Source organism: Pseudomonas sp. JDS08PS003, assembly GCF_045013505.1.
GTDB lineage: Bacteria > Pseudomonadota > Gammaproteobacteria > Pseudomonadales > Pseudomonadaceae > Aquipseudomonas > Aquipseudomonas protegens_B.
The window spans coordinates 3,074,370-3,091,291 of the sequence record NZ_CP120724.1 but is presented as its reverse complement, the minus strand read 5'-3'; the positions used below and the strand labels follow the sequence as shown (position 1 = coordinate 3,091,291).

The following is a 16,922-nucleotide window of genomic DNA, read 5'->3' as shown; positions in this document are numbered from 1 at the left end:
TTTTCATTTCTGTAGGAGCTGGCTTGCCAGCGAAGAGGGCCTTGAACCCGGCGCAACCCAAGCGCCCCCTTTCGCCGGCAAGCCGGCGTCTACAGCGTCCGTCAAAATTTTAATTCCAGCAATTGCAATTAAAGAATATTTATTCCATAACTAGCCGCTCCTAAAACAATAATTCTGCAGGTGCGGCTATGGATGAACTTGGCATTGGCTTGATCGGGACCGGCTTCATGGGCCGGGCCCACGCCCTGGCGTTTCGCAATGTCAGCGCGGTGTTCGAACTGCCGGTGCGCCTGCACCTGGCAGCGCTGGCCGATGCCGACGCTCAGCGTGCCGAACACTGCGCCGGGGCCTGGGGCTTTGCTCGCGCCCATAGTGACTGGCAGCGTCTGATCGCCGATCCCCGGGTCAATCTGGTGGCCATCACCACCCCCAACCACCTGCACTTCCCCATGGCCATGGCGGCCCTGGCGGCGGGCAAGGCGGTGTACTGCGAAAAGCCCCTGGCCATCAGCGTCGAAGAAGCCCGGCAGATGCACCACGCCGCCCAGGCGGCCGGGGTGGTGACTCGGGTCGGCTACAACTATCAGCACAATCCAATGATCACCCTGGCCCGTGAGCTGATCGGCAAGGGCGAGCTGGGGCAACTGGTGAGTTTCCAGGGGGAGTTCAGCGAGGACTTCATGGCCGATCCGGACTCGCCCTGGTCCTGGCGTTGCGATCCGCAGCACGCCGGGGGCGCCCTGGCAGACCTGGGTAGCCACCTGCTGGCCATGGCGCGCTTTCTCATGGGGCCGGTGCAGGCGGTGTCCGCCGATGTGCAGACGGTGCATCAGCAACGACCGACCCACGCCGGCAGCCAGGAACGGCGCCACATTGGTGTGGATGATCAGGTCCACGCTTTGTTGCGTTTCGCCAATGGTGCCCGGGGTACGTTGAGCAGCAGCTGGATCAAGCATGGTTACAAAAATCACCTGAGCTTCGAGATCAGCGGCACCCTGGGCACCCTCGCCTTCGACCAGGAGCGCTTGAACGAGCTGCGCCTGTACCGGGTCGGCCAGAAGGGTTTCCAGCGCTTGCTGGCCGGGCCCGAGCTGCCGGGCTATGCGGCCTTCAGCCCGGCGCCGGGGCATCAGTTGGGCTACAACGAACTCAAGACCCTGGAGGTGCAGGAACTGATCATGGCCCTGAGTGGACAGGGGCGCGACGGCACGGACTTCCAGGAAGCCTGGGAAGTGGAGCGACTGGCGGCGGCGATCCGCATTGCCGCCCAGGAACAGCGCTGGGTGACACTGTAGGAGCCGGCTTGCCGGCGAAGGCGATCTTGCAGGCCTCTTCGCTGACAAGCCAGCGCCTACAGTTGGTGGCTGGCAAGGTGGGCGGCCAGGGCCTTGGCTTGCAGGGCGACGTCGGTGACCGCGGTGCTTTCCCACCACAGGCCACGCAACGGCGGTCCCATGGCGAACAGGCGCTCGGACGCTTGGCCACGGGCATTGTGCACGGCACCCTCTGCCGTGGCGCTGATGCCCAGGGCCAAGGGTCCAGGTGTAACCAGGCCACGGGCCAGCAGGTGCTGCGGCAAGGGCCGCGCGACCCGGCGCCAGTCATATTCAATGCCGCTGGAGTTGATCAGTGCGTCCCCCTCCAGGCGTTCGCTGTGCTCGGTGCCGCGATAACGCAGGCGGATCGTCAGGCGACCAGCAACCGAAGGTTCCAGTCCCTGGTAGGCCGCAGCATGAATCCGCAAGCGCCCCTCGGCGTGCAGACGCGCCACCAACTCGGCGCTCAAGGGCGGTGAGCGATGGTGATGGCTCTCCCACCACGGCCGCACGTGGCGCACGAACTGGCGTCGCTGGACATCCGTGGCCTGGCTCCACAATCGGCCGATATGCACCCGCACCGTGTCCAGCGGCGCTTGCCAGTCGATGCCCCGGGCCTGGGCCTCGCGGCACTGGCGCCGCACCTCCCGCAGCAGTTGTCGCGGGCTGCGCAGATTGAGGTCGGCGGCGAGGAAGTCCACCCAGGCCGGCGGCTGACGTCGCACATGAGGCAGCAGACCATGCCGGGAAAACACTTCGATCGGCCCGCGATGCCCGGCCTGCTCCAGGGACACCACGGCGTCCACCATGGTCAGCCCGGAACCAATGATCAGCACCCGCGCGCCGGGGTCCAGGCGGGCCATGGCTGCCACGTCCCAAGGGTCCAGGGCCGCGGCGTTGAGGCCGCTGGATCGGGTCTGCGGTGTGCGCGCCGCCGGGAACATGCCCGTGGCCAATACCGCCACCCCTCCACGCAACTGACGGCCGTCCGCCAACGTCAGGCAGACACCGTCACTGTCGGTGTCCAGGTCCATCGCTTCGCCGTGCACGTGGCTCAGGCTGGAGCCCTGCTCCAGGCCCAACTGCAGCGCCTCGGCCAGGCGTTGCTGCACATAGACGCCAAACAGCCCCCGAGGTGGAAACAGTTCGCTGACCGGCACCGGCTGCAGGCGCGATTCCGGCCAGCCGCCGTCGGCAATGTACCGGGTCAGCCACTGGGTCAGGTCGTCGGCATTGTCCGGATCGACGCTCATCCGTGCCGCGTTACCGTTCAGGGTATGCCCCAGTTCGACAGCGCTGTAGGCCTCGCCCCGGCCCAGCTCGCTGCGGGGCTCGATCACCAGAATCCGCCGCCGCCCCGGCAGGCGCAGCAATTGCGCCGCCAGCAAGGCGCCACTGAGGCCGCCACCGACAATCAGAATTTCAGCATCACGGGTGGCAGGGTTTGCCTGTCCGCTGTGGTTTTGGCTCATGGAATACTCACGCGCAGTGTTTGCCCAGTTAGAAGTTCTGCAGATCGCCCCGGGCCAGCAGTGGCTCGGCGGTGCCGGGCAGGGCCACCCGGCCGGTGTCCAGCAGCCAGGCATGGGAAACGTAGTTGAGCGCCAGATTAATGCTTTGCTCGGCGAGCAGAAAGCTCACTCCCGCCTCACGATCAAGCTGGGCAACGATCTGAAAAATCTCCTGGACGATGATAGGCGCCAAGCCCATGGAAGGTTCATCCAGCAGTACCAAAGTAGGATGGGCTCGGTTGGCGTCATGCGATGTTCCGTGTGAATTCGGCGACCCAGGCCGGGGTTGCAGGTTGAGCCGTGGCCTGGGGCGGCTGCCAGATGAACTGCAGGCGAGCAAAACCCAGCAGCCGGCGTATCCGTTGCTTGAGCAGCCGGGGCAGCGGCTGTTGCGGGTGGGCGATGGCCCATTCACACAGGCGCCGGCGCCAGCTGCCAGGCGGGGCCAGGCGACTCTCGATTTCATCCGCCAGGTGCTGCAGGCGCGAGGGCGAAAGCAGCAGGCCGCTGGGAGCCGCCTCGCGGCGGTCGCGAGCGCATGAGCCCCGTGTTTCGGGAAAGGCCAGGCTGTGGCCGCTGCTCAGCCACTGATCCAGCAACACTGTCAGGCCGTCCTGCCACTCTGTGCCCTCCTCGCTCCACAGTTGGGCAACCGTGGGTGGATGGCGCCAGTAAAACTGGCGCTGGGGTGTTTCGAGGGGCCCCAGCAGCTCACTGAACGACAGCACTGGCTGGTGCGAGCCTGGGGGCAATCGGGGCAGGGATTGCTGGGCGATCAGCCGTTGCGGAGCCAGGCTGCCTTGCCCCGCCGCGACCCAGCTCAGGACCTGCTGGCGCGACTGCACGAAAGCATGGCTCGGCTGCAGGCGCCACAGCGCCTGGCGCAAGGCTGGAGTGGGCAGATCAGCGGCGACACTCAGCACCTGGGCGCCGATGCTGTGGGCGGCCAGGGCCAGCAGGAGCAGGTCCGGCTCGAACAGCCCACTCAGGGCCAGCCTTGAGTGCCGGCTCAAGCCCTGCTGGCGCAGGCCGTCGGCCAGACGCTCGACATCGCGCAGGGCATCGATCCAGCGCCAGGCGTACCAGTGCCCATGGCGCTTGTGGCGCAGGGCGTTGTCCAGCGGACTGACCTGGGCCCAGTGGCGCAGTTGTTCCAGGGCGCCGGACAACTGCAGCCGGGCCGGGAACGGGGGGGCATCCGCAATCGGTGGGGGGTTGAGTTCATGCACGCTCATGGATGGACCTCTATGGCTTGGCAAAGCGTGCGGTGGACCGCTGGCTGGACATTGACGGGCTTTACGGGGCCCTTTCGCTGGCAAGCCAGCTCCTACATGCAGGTCGGCGGCATCTCTGTAGGAGCCGGCTTGCCGGCGAAGGCGCCGGTAAATCGGGCGCCGCTCTTGCGGGCCTCTTCGCTGGCCAGCCAGCTCCTACGGGAAGCGCCGGGGTCAGGCGCGGGCGCGCTGCGGCTGAAGCCGGGTACCGAGGTCGCGCCAGGCGCTGCCCGGGTGGTTCAGCGGCAGCCGAGGACCAGCGCCAAAGAGCTTCTCTCGCAGGGTGCCCGGGGCGTACTCGGTCTTGTAGACCCCGCGCTTCTGCAACTCGGGCACCAGCAGCTCCACGGCATCGATAAAGGTTTCGTGGGTCAGTGCGTAGGCCAGATTGAAGCCGTCGACATCGGTCTCCTCCACCCACTCCTGAAGCAGGTCGGCAACGGTTTCCGGACTGCCGACAAACAGCGGGCCAAAGCCGCCGATCCCCACCCAGTCGGCCAGTTCGTGAGGGGTCCAGACCTTGTTCGGGTCCGCGGTGGAGAAGGCCTCCACCGCCGATTGGATGGCGTTGGTGTGCACATGCTTGAGGGGTTCGTCCGGCTTGAAGCGGCTGAAGTCGATGCCGGTCCATCCGGAAATCAGCGCCATGGCGCCTTCATAGCTGACCCAGGATTTGTACTCTTCGAACTTGGCTTTGGCCTGGGCGTCGGTCTCGCCGAGGATCACCGTCTGCAGGTTGAAGATCAGAATCTTCGAGGGATCGCGCCCGGCCTCTGCCGCTCGGCGGCGGATGTCGGCCACGGTCTTCTTCAGCAGGACCTTGGACGGCGCGGCAACGAACACGCATTCGGCCTGTTCGGCGGCGAACTGCTTGCCCCGGCTCGACGCACCGGCCTGATACAGCACCGGGGTGCGTTGCGGCGAAGGCTCGCACAGGTGAATCCCCGGCACCTGGAAGTGTTTGCCCGCGTGGCGGATCTCGTGGATCTTGCTCGGGTCGCTGAAGATCCGCCGCTCCCTGTCCCGCAGGATCGCGCCGTCCTCCCAACTGCCTTCCCAGAGCTTGTAGCAGACCTCCAGGTATTCCTCGGCGTAGTCGTAGCGCGCATCGTGCTCGGTCTGGGTCTGCTGGCCGATGTTCTTCGCCCCGCTCTCCAGGTAGGAGGTGACGATGTTCCAGCCGGCGCGGCCACGGGTCAGGTGATCGAGGGTGGAAAGGCGCCGAGCGAAGGGATATGGATGCTCGAAGGACAGCGATGCGGTGAGGCCGAAGCCCAGGTGTTCGGTGACCAGGGCCATGGGCGGAATCAATTGCAGCGGATCGTTCACCGGCACCTGGGCCGCCTGGCGGATCGCCGCGTCGCCATTGCCGTTGTAGACGTCGTAGATGCCCAGTACGTCGGCGATGAACAGCCCGTCGAACTTGCCCTTTTCAAGGATCTTGGCCAGGTCGGTCCAGTACTCCAGGTCCTTGTACTGCCAGGAACGGTCCCGGGGATGGGCCCAGAGCCCCGGTGACTGGTGGCCGACACAGTTCATGTCGAAGGCATTGAGGCGAATTTCACGGGACATCACGCAGCACTCCTGAAACCTTGAGGTAGCACGCCATTGAGGCGGTAGTTGCCGATCAGTTGATACTTCCAGCGCAGCGGGTCTTGCAGGGCCTGTGGCTGCGGGGTGCGCTGGCCGGTGAGTTCGAATTCGGCGTTGCCGGCCGCCACCAGGGCCTCGGCGGCAGCGATCGCCGCCTCGGCCAGGGCGATGGCGATCTCCGCCGGGTCCTGATCCTCTTGCAGCCGGTGCTGGGCCCGCTCCTGCAGGGCAACCGCCACTTCGATGCGGATCTGCAGATCGCCAAAGCGGCTGATCACATACGGGTCGTCGCTGGCCCTGTCCAGGCCGCTGCCGGCCCAGGGCCGGGCCTGGTCGCGGACGAAGTCCAGGGTCGTCTGCAGCAGGCTGCGGGCCCGTTGCAGGTCATCGCTGCTGCGGGCCAGGTCGGCCTGGAAGCGGTGGGCGTGGGTCAATGCGTTCATATCCGATTCCTTTCAGTTCCAGGCGTGACGGGGCGGCTTGATGCCGTTGAGCAGGAAGTTGCCGATCAGGTGGTATTTCCAGCGGGCCGGGTCGTGCAGGGTGTGGGTCCGCGCGTTGCGCCAGTGGCGATCGAGGTTGTACTTGGCCGACACCGAGCGGGTGCCGGCCAGCTCGAACAGCTTGCTGGCGGCGAGCAAAGCGCTTTCTGCCGACAGCACCTTGGCCTGGGCCACTAGCAGCGAGGCGTGGGCGACGCTGTCTTCATCGGGCTTGAGCAAGGCCTGGTCGATGGCCTGGGCGGCTTTGGCCAGGATGGCTTCGGTGCCATGGACCCGCCATTCCAGATCACCGATGGCGGCTTGGGTAAAGGGGTCCTGCCAACCGTGATCCAGGCCGCTGTCGATCCAGGGCCGGGACTGGCGGGCATGGTGCTTGGCATCCTCCAGGGCGGCGACGGCGATGCCGGTGTCCACCGCGGCCTGGATAATCTGCGAGATCGGGCCATCGGCGGTGGGCTGGTCGAAGGCCCGATGGGCCGGGATCACCGCGCTGCGCGGCACGTGCACGGCCTTGAGGCTGACCCCGCCGCTGGCGGTGGTGCGCTGGCCGAAGCCGTCCCAACTGTCGATCACGCTCAGGCCGGGGTTGTGGCGTTCGATAAAGGCGATGTGGGCCTGGTTGTGCTCGTCCACCGCCACGGCCGGCACGATGTGGGCGAACAAGGCACCGGTGCAGTAGAACTTCTCGCCATCGATCCGCGCCTGGTCGCCGGTGAAGCGGATCTGGGTTTCAAAGGCGCCGACGTGCTTGCTGCCGGCCTCGGAAAACGCGTTACCAAAGCGGTAGCCCTGCAACACCTTGGCGAAGTAGTGCTGTTTCTGCTCTTGGCTGGCGGTTTGCAACAGGATGTCCACCACCCCGAGGTGGTTCTGTGGCAACTGGCCCAGGGATGGATCGGCGGCGGAGATGATCTTGATCACCTCGGCCAGGGTCACGTAGGACACCCCGGCGCCACCATAGGCCTGGGGAATGGTGATGCCCCACAGGCCGCTGGCAGAGAACTCGTCCAGCTCCGCCACCGGCAGGCGCCGTTCGCGGTCGCGCACCGCAGCCTCCACGGCAAAGCGCTGGGCCAGGGCCCGGGCAACGCTGATGGCCTCGGCATCGCTGCGGATGATGTGGGCACTGCAAGAGGGTTGGGCTGGGACTGTCATGGGCCGACTCCGTGTCCTGAAGATCAAGATGAACACCGTTCAGGTGCTCGCTATCAGGACAATTGCAGGAGTCGTGCCTAAATATAATTTCTTTAATTATCAGTAAGTTAATGAGTTATTTAGAGAAAGCTCATCAACTGAAAAAAGGCAAAATGTTCAACCACTGTTGGTCAGCCAACAGTGGCCTGCACGCGAGGGCAATCAGAACACCACGTTGCGCACGAAGCGCGTGGCCTGGGCGCCGTCATTGCGATAGCCGTGGGGAACATGACTGGCGAACATGAAGAAATCGCCGCTTTCCAGGCGCCGTTCAGTGTCACCAAAGAACACCGTCAGGCAGCCCTCGAAGACGTAGATCTGCTCGCTCCAGCCTTTAGCATCGCATTCCGAGTGATAGACCTCGCCGGGCTCCAGCTGCCACTCCCACAGCTCCACCTCACGGCTGGCCTCGGCCTTGGCCAACAACACCGCCTTGCTGCCCGGGATGGCACCGGCCCAGGCCAGTTCATTGATGCGGCTCGGGTCCCGGGCATCCGGGGCCTGGATCAGGTCGCTGAAGGCCACGTTCAAGGCTTCTGCCACTCGGTCCAGGGTGCCGAGACTGACGTTCTTCTCCCCCGCCTCGATGGCCACCAGCATCCTCCGGCTGACATCGGACTTTTCCGCCAGAGCGCTCTGGCTCAAGCCTGCGGCATGACGCAGGCGTCGCACATTGAGGCTGACGTGTTGCAGGACCGAAGCCCGCTGAACATTATCTTTGTGCACTATATTGCTCACTCCCTGGTTCTGCGCAGTATACTGCCCAACATTCGGCGCATTGTGCGTCCCCCCCAGGTAGCACGCAAGGCCATGACCTCTACACCCTCCCGCGGATTGCAATTCAAACTGAGCAAGGCCGAAGTCGTCCTGGTGCTGATCACCATGATCTGGGGCGGCACCTTCCTGCTGGTACAGAAGGCCATGAGCGTCAGCGGGCCGATGTTCTTCGTCGGTCTGCGCTTTGCCGCGGCGGCCTGCATCGTCGCCTTGTTTTCACTGCGCCACCTGCGCGGGCTGACCCTGTTCGAACTGCGTGCCGGGACCTTTATCGGCACCGCTATCATGCTCGGCTACGGCTTGCAGACCGTGGGCCTGCAAAGCATTCCCAGCAGCCAGTCGGCGTTTATCACCGCCCTTTATGTCCCCTTCGTTCCCCTGCTGCAATGGCTGTTCATGGGCAAGCGCCCGGGGCTGCTGCCGAGCATCGGCATCATGCTGGCGTTTACCGGGCTGATGCTGCTGTCCGGGCCCAACGGCGCCTCGCTGGATTTCAGCCCCGGGGAGATCGCGACCCTGATCAGCACAGTGGCCATTGCTGCGGAAATCATCCTGATCAGCAGCTTTGCCGGGCGGGTGGATGTGCGCCGGGTCACCGTGGTGCAACTGGCGGTCACCTCGCTGCTGGCCTTTGCCATGGTGCTACCGACCGGGGAAGCCTTGCCGGGGTTTTCCTGGTTGTTGCTGGCCAGCGCCCTGGGCCTGGGGGCCGCCAGTGCGGCGATTCAGGTGGCAATGAACTGGGCACAGAAAAGCGTCTCGCCGACCCGCGCCACCCTGATTTATGCCGGTGAGCCGGTGTGGGCCGGGATTGTCGGGCGGATCGCCGGGGAACGCCTGCCCGCACTGGCGCTGCTGGGCGGGGCCTTGATCGTGCTGGCGGTGATCATCAGCGAATGGAAGCCCAAGGGCCGGGCCGCAGATGCCGATCAACCGGCATTGACCGACCAGGCAGCGGACAGCGTGTAGGAGCCGGCTTGCCGGCGAAGGCGGTCTTGCACCTAGAGCGCGGGGTCGCCGGGGGCGTAGAGCCAGGTGGGGACGGTCAACGAACCCTTGTGCTTGGGCTCCAACAGCACCCGGTCATTTTCGGGCTCGCCATGGAAATAGAAATAGGCGTGGTAGAGCACGTGCCCCTCGGCAAAGGCACGATCGAAATAGAGCACCGTACCCGCTGGCAGCCGGTAGCTCCGATCATCCCCCATCGGGCCTTCGATGATCAGCGCCTGGCGGGTCTTGAGCATGTCGGGGCGGTCGAGATAATGCTCCACAGCTATCCCCAACCCGGCGCCGAAGGCAGTGAACAGCAAGGCGAAACCGCCCCGTCGAAACAGCCGACCCATGGCCGATCCTTTTATCGTGTGCACCCTTGTCGATCCTTGTGGTGATTTGACCTGGGCAGGACATTGGCCCCACAGCGCCCGGTGAACGGGCGCATCAGGCATTTCTCTCCTACCTTTGAAAGCGTATGTAACATTTCTTAGGGGGGCCGGGCCGCGCATGGCGGTTGGTGATCGAGGGCCTGGCACGTATTATGCGTCATACTTTTCCGCAGATTAGAAGCCTATGTCCCTGATAGTTCTACTGCTTCTGCCATTCATAGGCAGCTGTCTGGCGGCCCTGTTGCCGCACAACGCACGTAACACCGAATCTCTGCTGGCTGGTCTGGTGGCACTCATTGGCACCATCCAGGTGGCTTTGCTGTACCCGCAGATCGCCGACGGCGGAATTATCCGCGAGGAATATACCTGGCTGCCGAGCCTGGGGCTGAACTTCGTGCTGCGCCTGGACGGCTTCGCCTGGTTGTTCTCGTTGCTGGTGCTGGGCATCGGCAGCCTGGTGGCGCTGTATGCGCGCTACTACATGTCGCCGCAAGATCCGGTGCCGCGCTTCTTCGCCTTCTTCCTGGCGTTCATGGGGGCCATGCTCGGCCTGGTGATCTCCGGCAACCTGATCCAGATGGTGTTCTTCTGGGAGCTCACCAGCCTCTTCTCCTTCCTGCTGATCGGCTATTGGCATCACCGCTCCGATGCCCGCCGCGGTGCCTACATGGCGCTGATGGTCACCGGCGCCGGGGGCTTGTGCCTGCTGGCGGGGGTCATGCTGCTGGGCCATGTGGTAGGCAGCTACGACCTGGATCAGGTGTTGGCTGCCGGAGACAAGATCCGGGCCCACGCCCTGTACCCGGTCCTGTTACCACTGATCCTGCTGGGCGCCCTGAGCAAGAGCGCCCAGTTCCCCTTCCACTTCTGGCTGCCCCACGCCATGGCCGCACCGACGCCGGTCTCGGCCTACCTGCACTCAGCGACCATGGTCAAGGCCGGGGTGTTTCTCCTGGCCCGCCTGTGGCCGTCGTTGTCCGGCACTGAAGAATGGTTCTACATCGTCAGCGGCGCCGGGGCCTGCACCCTGGTGCTGGGCGCCTACTGCGCGATGTTCCAGAACGACCTCAAGGGCCTGCTGGCCTACTCCACCATCAGTCACCTGGGCCTGATCACCCTGCTGCTGGGCCTCAACAGCCCCCTGGCGGCCGTGGCCGCGGTGTTCCATATCCTCAACCACGCCACCTTCAAGGCCTCGCTGTTCATGGCCGCCGGCATCATCGACCACGAGAGCGGCAGCCGCGATATCCGCAAGCTCAACGGTCTGATCAAGCTGATGCCCTTCACCGCGACCCTGGCCATGGTGGCCAGTGCCTCGATGGCCGGGGTGCCGCTGCTCAACGGTTTCCTGTCCAAGGAGATGTTCTTCGCCGAGACGGTGTTCATCAATTCCAGCGCCTGGGTGGAAATCGCCCTGCCGGTGATCGCCACCATCGCCGGGACCTTCAGCGTTGCCTACGCCCTGCGCTTTACCGTCGATGTGTTCTTCGGCGAACCGGCCACCGACCTGCCCCACACGCCCCACGAGCCGCCGCGCTGGATGCGCGCCCCGGTTGAACTGCTGGTGTTCACCTGCCTGCTGGTGGGGATCTTCCCGGCGCAGATCATCGGTCCGCTGCTGGCCGCTGCGGCGCTGCCGGTCGTGGGCGGGACCCTGCCCGAGTACAGCCTGGCCATCTGGCATGGCCTGAATGCGCCAATGATCATGAGCCTGATCGCCATGTCCTGCGGCATCGTCCTCTACCTGCTGCTGCACAAGCCGCTGGTGGCGGGCCGTTTCGCCTACCCGCCGGGCGTGGGTCGTCTCAACGGCAAGTTGTTGTTCGAACGCAGCCTGGTGGGCATGACCCGCCTGGCCCGGCGCCTGGAGCGGCGCCTGAGCACCAAGCGCCTGCAGACCCAGCTGTTCGTGCTGGTGCTGGCAGCGGTGATTGCCGGGTTGATCCCCATGCTCTACAGCCAGCTGACCTGGGGCGACCGGCCGAAGATCCCCGGCTCCATCGTCTTCGTGACCTTCTGGCTGCTGGCCATCGCCTGTGCCCTGGGCGCCGCCTGGCAGGCCAAGTACCACCGTCTGGCGGCCCTGACCATGGTCAGCGTCTGCGGATTGATGACCTGCGTGACCTTCGTCTGGTTCTCGGCGCCGGACCTGGCCCTGACCCAGCTGGTGGTGGAAGTGGTGACCACGGTGCTGATCCTCCTCGGCCTGCGCTGGCTGCCACGGCGGATCGAGGATGTCTCGCCCCTGCCCAGCAGCGTGCCCAAGGCACGCATCCGCCGCCTGCGCGACCTGAGCCTGTCGATCGCCGTGGGCCTGGGCATGGCAGTGCTGTCCTACGCCATGCTGACCCGCCCCACTCCCAACGACATTTCCTCGTTCTACCTCAGCCGGGCCTTGCCTGAAGGCGGCGGCACCAACGTGGTCAACGTCACCCTGGTGGACTTCCGCAGCTTCGACACCCTGGGCGAGATCACCGTACTGGCGGCCGTGGCCCTGACCGTGTTCGCCCTGCTGCGACGCTTCCGCCCGCCCAAGGAAAGCATGCAGTTGCCGGCGCAACAGCGTCTGCTGGCACCGGACGTGGTCACCGATCTGGTCAACCCACGCCAGGCCAGCGACACCGCCCTGGGCTTCATGATGGTGCCGGCGGTGCTGGTGCGCCTGCTGCTGCCGATTGCCCTGGTGGTGTCCTTCTACCTGTTCATGCGCGGGCACAACCTGCCGGGCGGCGGTTTTGTCGCCGGGCTGGTGATGTCGGTGGCCTTCATCCTCCAGTACATGGTGGCGGGCACCCAATGGGTCGAGGCCCAGATGAGCCTGCGGCCGTTGCGCTGGATGGGCACCGGTCTGCTGTTCGCCCTGGCCACCGGCCTGGGCGCCCTGGCCTGGGGCTATCCGTTCCTCACCACCCACACGGTGCATGTGGACCTGCCGCTGTTCGGCGATATCCACATCGCCAGCGCCCTGTTCTTCGACATTGGCGTTTACGCGGTGGTGTTGGGCGCGACCCTGCTGATCCTCACTGCCCTGGCGCACCAATCGGTGCGGGCCCACAAGCCGGCCAGCCAGTCCAAATCCCTGATCAAGAGCGGAGCCGCCTGATGGAAGAAGTCATCGCAATCGCCATTGGAGTCCTCGCCGCTTCCGGAGTCTGGCTGGTACTGCGCCCGCGGACCTTCCAGGTGGTGATGGGCCTGTGCCTGCTGTCCTACGCGGTCAACCTGTTCATCTTCAGCATGGGCAGCCTGTTCATCGGCAAGGAGCCCATCGTCAAGGACGGCGTGCCCCAGGACCTGCTGCACTACACCGATCCGCTGCCCCAGGCCCTGGTGCTCACCGCCATCGTCATCAGCTTCGCCATGACCGCGCTGTTTTTGGTGGTGCTCCTGGCTTCCCGGGGCCTGACCGGCACTGACCACGTCGACGGCCGGGAGCCCAAGGAATGAGTTCGTTGTCCCACCTGATCGTCGCCCCCATCCTCCTGCCGCTGCTGACGGCAGCCATCATGTTGCTGCTGGGGGAGAAACACCGCCCGCTCAAGGCGCGGATCAACCTGTTCTCCAGCCTGCTGGGCCTGGCCCTGGCGGCGTACCTGCTGTACTGGACCCAGGTCCAGGGCGCTACCGGCTCCTTCGGCGTGTACCTGCCGAGCAACTGGCAGGTGCCCTTCGGCATCGTCCTGGTGGTGGATCGCCTGTCGGCACTGATGATGGTGCTCACCGGGATCATCGGGGTCAGCGCACTGCTGTTCGCCATGGCCCGCTGGGACAGCGCCGGTGCCAGCTTCCATGCGCTGTTCCAGATCCAGCTGATGGGCCTCTATGGGGCCTTCCTCACCGCTGACCTGTTCAACCTGTTCGTGTTCTTCGAGGTGCTGCTGGCGGCTTCCTACGGCCTGATGCTGCACGGTTCGGGACGGGCGCGGGTATCGTCGGGGCTGCACTACATCACCATCAACCTGCTGGCTTCGTCGCTGTTCCTGATCGGCACGGCAATGATCTACGGGGTCACCGGAACCCTGAACATGGCCGACCTGGCGATGAAGATCCCCCTGGTGCCGGAAGCCGATCGCGGCCTGCTGCATGCCGGCACGGCAATCCTGGCCATCGCCTTCCTGGCCAAGGCCGGGATGTGGCCGCTGAACTTCTGGCTGGTGCCGGCCTATTCCTCGGCCAGCGCTCCGGTGGCGGCACTGTTCGCCATCATGACCAAGGTCGGGATCTATACCGTACTGCGCCTGTGGACCCTGCTGTTCTCCGGGCAGGCCGGGGCCTCGGCCTACTTCGGCAACCAGTGGCTGATCTACGGCGGCATGGCGACGATCTTCTGCGCGGCCCTGGCGATTCTCCCGGCCCAGCGCCTGGAGCGCATGGCCAGCCTGAGCATCCTGGTATCGGCGGGCATCCTGATCTCGGTGATCGGCTTCGCCCAGCCGGCGCTCACCGGTGCGGCGCTGTTCTACCTGTTCAGCTCGACCCTGGCGCTGTGCGCGCTGTTCCTCCTGGCCGAGCTGATCGAGCGTTCGCGCTCGGCCGTTGAAGTTCCCCTGGAAGACGAAGGCGAAGTCCTGCCGCGGCCCTTGGGGTCGCAGCCGCCGCCCCGGGGCAGCAACCTCGACGACGAGCAACAAGTGGTGGTCGGCCAGGTGATCCCCTGGACCATGGCTTTCCTCGGCCTGAGCTTCATTGCCTGTGCCCTGCTGATCATCGGCATGCCGCCACTGTCGGGCTTTATCGGCAAGCTCAACCTGATCGCCGCCCTGCTCAATCCCCTGGGTCTGGGGGTCAGCGACGGTGCGCCGATCCCAGTGGCGGCCTGGTGCTTCCTGGCGCTGCTGATCCTCTCCGGCCTGGCCTCGCTGGTGGCCTTTGCGCGGCTGGGCATCCAGCGTTTCTGGAGTCCGGAGGAGCGGCCTTCGCCGGTCCTGCGGCGCCTGGAGTGCGTGCCGATCGTGGCCCTGCTCGGGCTCTGCGTGCTGCTCAGTTTCAAGGCCGAGCCGCTGCTGCGCTTCACCCAGGCCACCGCCGACAGCCTCAACCACCCGGAGCACTATGTGATGGCCGTACTCGGCACCCGCACTGTGCTCAGCCCTGAAGCCAAGGCCACCCAGGCGGCGGAGGTGCAACCATGAAGCGTCTGTTTCCGGCGCCCTTCCTGTCCCTGGCGCTGTGGCTGCTGTGGCTGGTGCTGAACCTGTCCATCAGCCCCGGCAATCTGCTGCTGGGGGCGATTCTGGGCTTTCTCGCACCGCTGCTGATGCGCCCGTTGCGGCCGTTGCCGATCCGCATCCGCCGCCCCGGCACCATCCTGCGCCTGCTGCTGCGGGTGGGCTGCGATGTGGTGGTCTCCAACCTGATCGTGGCCTGGGGCGTGCTCAACAACGGGCGCAGACCGGTGCGCTCGGCCTTCGTCAAGATCCCCCTGGACCTGCGCGACGCCAACGGCCTGGCGGCGCTGTCCACCATCACCACGGTGGTGCCGGGCACGGTCTGGTCCGAGCTGTCCCTGGACCGCAGCATCCTCTTGCTGCACGTCTTCGATCTGCAGGACGAAGAGCAATTCATCCAGCACTTCAAGGCGACCTACGAGCGCCCGCTGATGGAGATTTTCGAATGAGCGTCCTCTTGAGCAATGCGATCCTGTTGAGCCTGTTCCTGTTTTCCCTGGCCATGGTCCTGACCCTGGTGCGCCTGTTCAAGGGTCCCTCGGCCCAGGACCGGGTCCTGGCCCTGGACTACCTGTACATCCTGGCGATGCTGATGATGCTGGTGCTGGGCATCCGCTACGCCAGTGACACCTACTTCGAGGCGGCGCTGCTGATCGCCCTGTTCGGCTTTGTCGGCTCCTTCGCCCTGGCCAAATTCCTTCTGCGCGGCGAGGTGATCGAATGAACAGCCTGGAGCAACTGCCACTCTGGGTGGAGATCCTGGTGGCCGTGCTGCTGGTGATCAGCAGCGTCTTCGCCCTGATCGGCGCCCTGGGCATCCTGCGCATGAAGAGCTACTTCCAGCGCATGCACCCGTCGGCCCTGGCCTCCACCATGGGCTCCTGGACAGTGGCCCTGGCCTCGATCCTGTATTTTTCAGCGCTCAAGTCCGGGCCGGTGCTGCACGCCTGGCTGATCCCGATCCTGCTGTCGATCACCGTGCCGGTCACCACCCTGCTGCTGGCCCGGGCGGCGCTGTTCCGCAAGCGCATGGCCGGTGACGATGTGCCGGCGGAAGTCAGCAGCAAACGCAGCGAAACCGGCAGCTGAGCACTGCCACCCTAGGTAGGAGCCGGCTTGCCGGCGAAGAGGCCGGTGAGCCTTGCAGCGACTTCGAAAACGCCTTCGCTGGCAAGCCAGCTCCTACACAAGCCAGCGCCTGCAGCGAGCTGGCGGCCCTTCAGGCCCAGGCCAGCACCAGCAGCCCGGCCCCCAGCACCACGCACAGCGGGGAATAGAACAGGGTGTCGAGACGGGCGAACTTCGAGTCGTGCACTTGCTTGAAGAAACCCACCAGCTCGGAGTCGCCAATGGCCCGGGCGAACATCAGCAAGGCAATGGCGCTGATCACCCATTGCAGGGACGGATGGGTCACGGTCGGCAGGTAGAGCCCGACCCGCAGGCACACCAGCATCGCCACCAGCAACAGCCCCACCGCCACCAGCAGCGTGGCCAGGGCCGGTGGCCGGAACGCCGGCTGGCTCTGCCCGGGAGCCGGCCCCGGGACTTCGGGGATCACCGCGTCGCTGCCGCGCTTGCCACCGGCGGCCCAGTACAGATGGATCAGGCTGATGAACAGAAAAGTGCCGGACATCCCCTGTGCAAGCAGAAGATTCATGTTCAGACATCCGTGTTGAAAATGTCGCTGAAGAATGGACCCGATTGCTCGTTTTTGTAAGTACGTTCGTCGCCTTCGATGATAAAGTGCCGCCCCATGAAATTGACCCGTTCCGATCGCTCACTCGTTGCCTGGATGCTCTATTGCTGCGTCCTGTTCAACGTGTTCGCCTGCAGCATCGGCCACGGACAGATGCTCGGCATGCAGCTCAACGGCATCGGCGGGCAGTTCTGCAGCATTGATCCCAACACCCAGGCACCGCTGCAACAACCTGCCGACCAGGACTCCCTGCCCACCCTGTCCAAGGCCTTCGGTTGCCCGTTGTGCTCCACCGGCGGCATGGGTCCGGCACTGAACTCCAGCGTCACCCTGGCGCTGTTGCCCCAACCCCAGGCACCGCCGCTGGCGCGCCAGTTCCTGCCCGAACTTCCCGCCCGTTTCACCTGGCCCGCCGCCCATCCTCGGGCCCCGCCCCACGCCTGATTCTTGCTCGTGCTCAACCCGCCCACTGCGCTGCTGCGCGGCGCGCTGTCGTGGGCCTTTTCCT

General features: G+C 65.3%; 17 protein-coding genes and 1 pseudogene. 9 read left to right on the top strand and 9 right to left on the bottom strand.

From position 1 onward, the window contains the following. Positions 1-188 precede the first annotated feature (188 nt). Positions 189-1,295: a Gfo/Idh/MocA family protein gene (locus P7C00_RS14260; RefSeq protein WP_404939575.1), complete on the top strand. Its 1,107-nt coding sequence runs from the start codon at positions 189-191 to the stop codon at positions 1,293-1,295. 56 nt (positions 1,296-1,351) lie between these two features. Here the strand turns inward: P7C00_RS14260 and P7C00_RS14255 are convergent, their stop codons facing one another. The 7 genes and pseudogenes from P7C00_RS14255 to P7C00_RS14225 form a co-directional block, all read right to left on the bottom strand. Beyond that, entirely contained in the window at positions 1,352-2,788 is a 1,437-nt protein-coding gene (locus tag P7C00_RS14255; protein WP_404939573.1) for an FAD/NAD(P)-binding protein, read from the bottom strand. A gap of 28 nt (positions 2,789-2,816) precedes the next feature. Beyond that, positions 2,817-3,056 (bottom strand): annotated as a pseudogene (locus tag P7C00_RS14250) (ABC transporter ATP-binding protein); the annotation flags it as partial. A 16-nt stretch (positions 3,057-3,072) separates the two neighbouring features. Further along, positions 3,073-4,062 carry an AMP-binding protein gene (locus P7C00_RS14245; RefSeq protein ID WP_346632657.1) on the bottom strand — a complete coding sequence of 330 codons (990 nt, stop codon included), beginning with the start codon at positions 4,060-4,062 and terminating at the stop codon, positions 3,073-3,075. A 213-nt stretch (positions 4,063-4,275) separates the two neighbouring features. Further along, entirely contained in the window at positions 4,276-5,673 is a 1,398-nt protein-coding gene (locus tag P7C00_RS14240; RefSeq protein WP_404939571.1) for an LLM class flavin-dependent oxidoreductase, read from the bottom strand. Next, positions 5,673-6,137, bottom strand: coding sequence for an acyl-CoA dehydrogenase (locus P7C00_RS14235; RefSeq protein WP_346632655.1), 465 nt, complete (start codon positions 6,135-6,137; stop codon positions 5,673-5,675). The genes P7C00_RS14240 and P7C00_RS14235 overlap by 1 nt, the downstream gene beginning before the upstream one ends. A 12-nt stretch (positions 6,138-6,149) precedes the next feature. After that, positions 6,150-7,352, bottom strand: coding sequence for an SfnB family sulfur acquisition oxidoreductase (locus P7C00_RS14230; RefSeq protein WP_404939569.1), 1,203 nt, complete (start codon positions 7,350-7,352; stop codon positions 6,150-6,152). Between the two features lie 201 nt (positions 7,353-7,553). Further along, positions 7,554-8,117: an XRE family transcriptional regulator gene (locus tag P7C00_RS14225; RefSeq protein WP_317072960.1), complete on the bottom strand. Its 564-nt coding sequence runs from the start codon at positions 8,115-8,117 to the stop codon at positions 7,554-7,556. Here P7C00_RS14225 and P7C00_RS14220 point away from each other — a divergent pair. After that, entirely contained in the window at positions 8,112-9,137 is a 1,026-nt protein-coding gene (locus tag P7C00_RS14220; protein WP_346632653.1) for a DMT family transporter, read from the top strand. The two genes, P7C00_RS14225 and P7C00_RS14220, sit on opposite strands and share 6 nt — an antisense overlap. 32 nt (positions 9,138-9,169) lie before the next feature. Here the strand turns inward: P7C00_RS14220 and P7C00_RS14215 are convergent, their stop codons facing one another. Beyond that, on the bottom strand, positions 9,170-9,511 hold the full coding sequence (locus tag P7C00_RS14215; RefSeq protein ID WP_346632652.1) for a hypothetical protein: 342 nt from the start codon (positions 9,509-9,511) through the stop codon (positions 9,170-9,172). Between the two features lie 223 nt (positions 9,512-9,734). Between P7C00_RS14215 and P7C00_RS14210 the strand changes: the two genes are divergently transcribed. The 6 genes from P7C00_RS14210 to P7C00_RS14185 are packed head-to-tail and all read left to right on the top strand — an operon-like array spanning position 9,735 to position 15,807. After that, complete coding sequence (locus P7C00_RS14210) at positions 9,735-12,653, top strand: monovalent cation/H+ antiporter subunit A (protein ID WP_346632651.1); 2,919 nt, start codon at positions 9,735-9,737, stop codon at positions 12,651-12,653. After that, positions 12,653-12,997 (top strand): Na+/H+ antiporter subunit C, encoded by a 345-nt coding sequence (locus P7C00_RS14205; RefSeq protein WP_011060906.1) that lies wholly within the window; start codon positions 12,653-12,655, stop codon positions 12,995-12,997. Before P7C00_RS14210 ends, P7C00_RS14205 begins: the two co-directional genes overlap by 1 nt. Further along, the gene (locus P7C00_RS14200) at positions 12,994-14,682 is read left to right on the top strand and encodes a monovalent cation/H+ antiporter subunit D (RefSeq protein WP_346632650.1); all 1,689 of its coding nucleotides are present in this window, start codon (positions 12,994-12,996) and stop codon (positions 14,680-14,682) included. Before P7C00_RS14205 ends, P7C00_RS14200 begins: the two co-directional genes overlap by 4 nt. Next, positions 14,679-15,167, top strand: coding sequence for a Na+/H+ antiporter subunit E (locus P7C00_RS14195; RefSeq protein ID WP_346632649.1), 489 nt, complete (start codon positions 14,679-14,681; stop codon positions 15,165-15,167). Before P7C00_RS14200 ends, P7C00_RS14195 begins: the two co-directional genes overlap by 4 nt. Then, positions 15,164-15,442, top strand: a complete 279-nt coding sequence (locus tag P7C00_RS14190; RefSeq protein ID WP_346632648.1) for a K+/H+ antiporter subunit F — start codon at positions 15,164-15,166, stop codon at positions 15,440-15,442. Before P7C00_RS14195 ends, P7C00_RS14190 begins: the two co-directional genes overlap by 4 nt. Continuing rightward, positions 15,439-15,807: a Na+/H+ antiporter subunit G gene (locus P7C00_RS14185; RefSeq protein WP_346632647.1), complete on the top strand. Its 369-nt coding sequence runs from the start codon at positions 15,439-15,441 to the stop codon at positions 15,805-15,807. Before P7C00_RS14190 ends, P7C00_RS14185 begins: the two co-directional genes overlap by 4 nt. Positions 15,808-15,937: 130 nt before the next feature. Here P7C00_RS14185 and P7C00_RS14180 read toward each other — a convergent pair whose 3' ends face one another. Beyond that, positions 15,938-16,375 carry a DUF3995 domain-containing protein gene (locus P7C00_RS14180; RefSeq protein WP_346632646.1) on the bottom strand — a complete coding sequence of 146 codons (438 nt, stop codon included), beginning with the start codon at positions 16,373-16,375 and terminating at the stop codon, positions 15,938-15,940. Between the two features lie 96 nt (positions 16,376-16,471). On the opposite strand from P7C00_RS14180, the gene P7C00_RS14175 reads away from it, so the two are divergent. Continuing rightward, on the top strand, positions 16,472-16,858 hold the full coding sequence (locus P7C00_RS14175) for a DUF2946 domain-containing protein (RefSeq protein ID WP_346632645.1): 387 nt from the start codon (positions 16,472-16,474) through the stop codon (positions 16,856-16,858). The last annotated feature ends 64 nt before the right edge of the window (positions 16,859-16,922 follow it).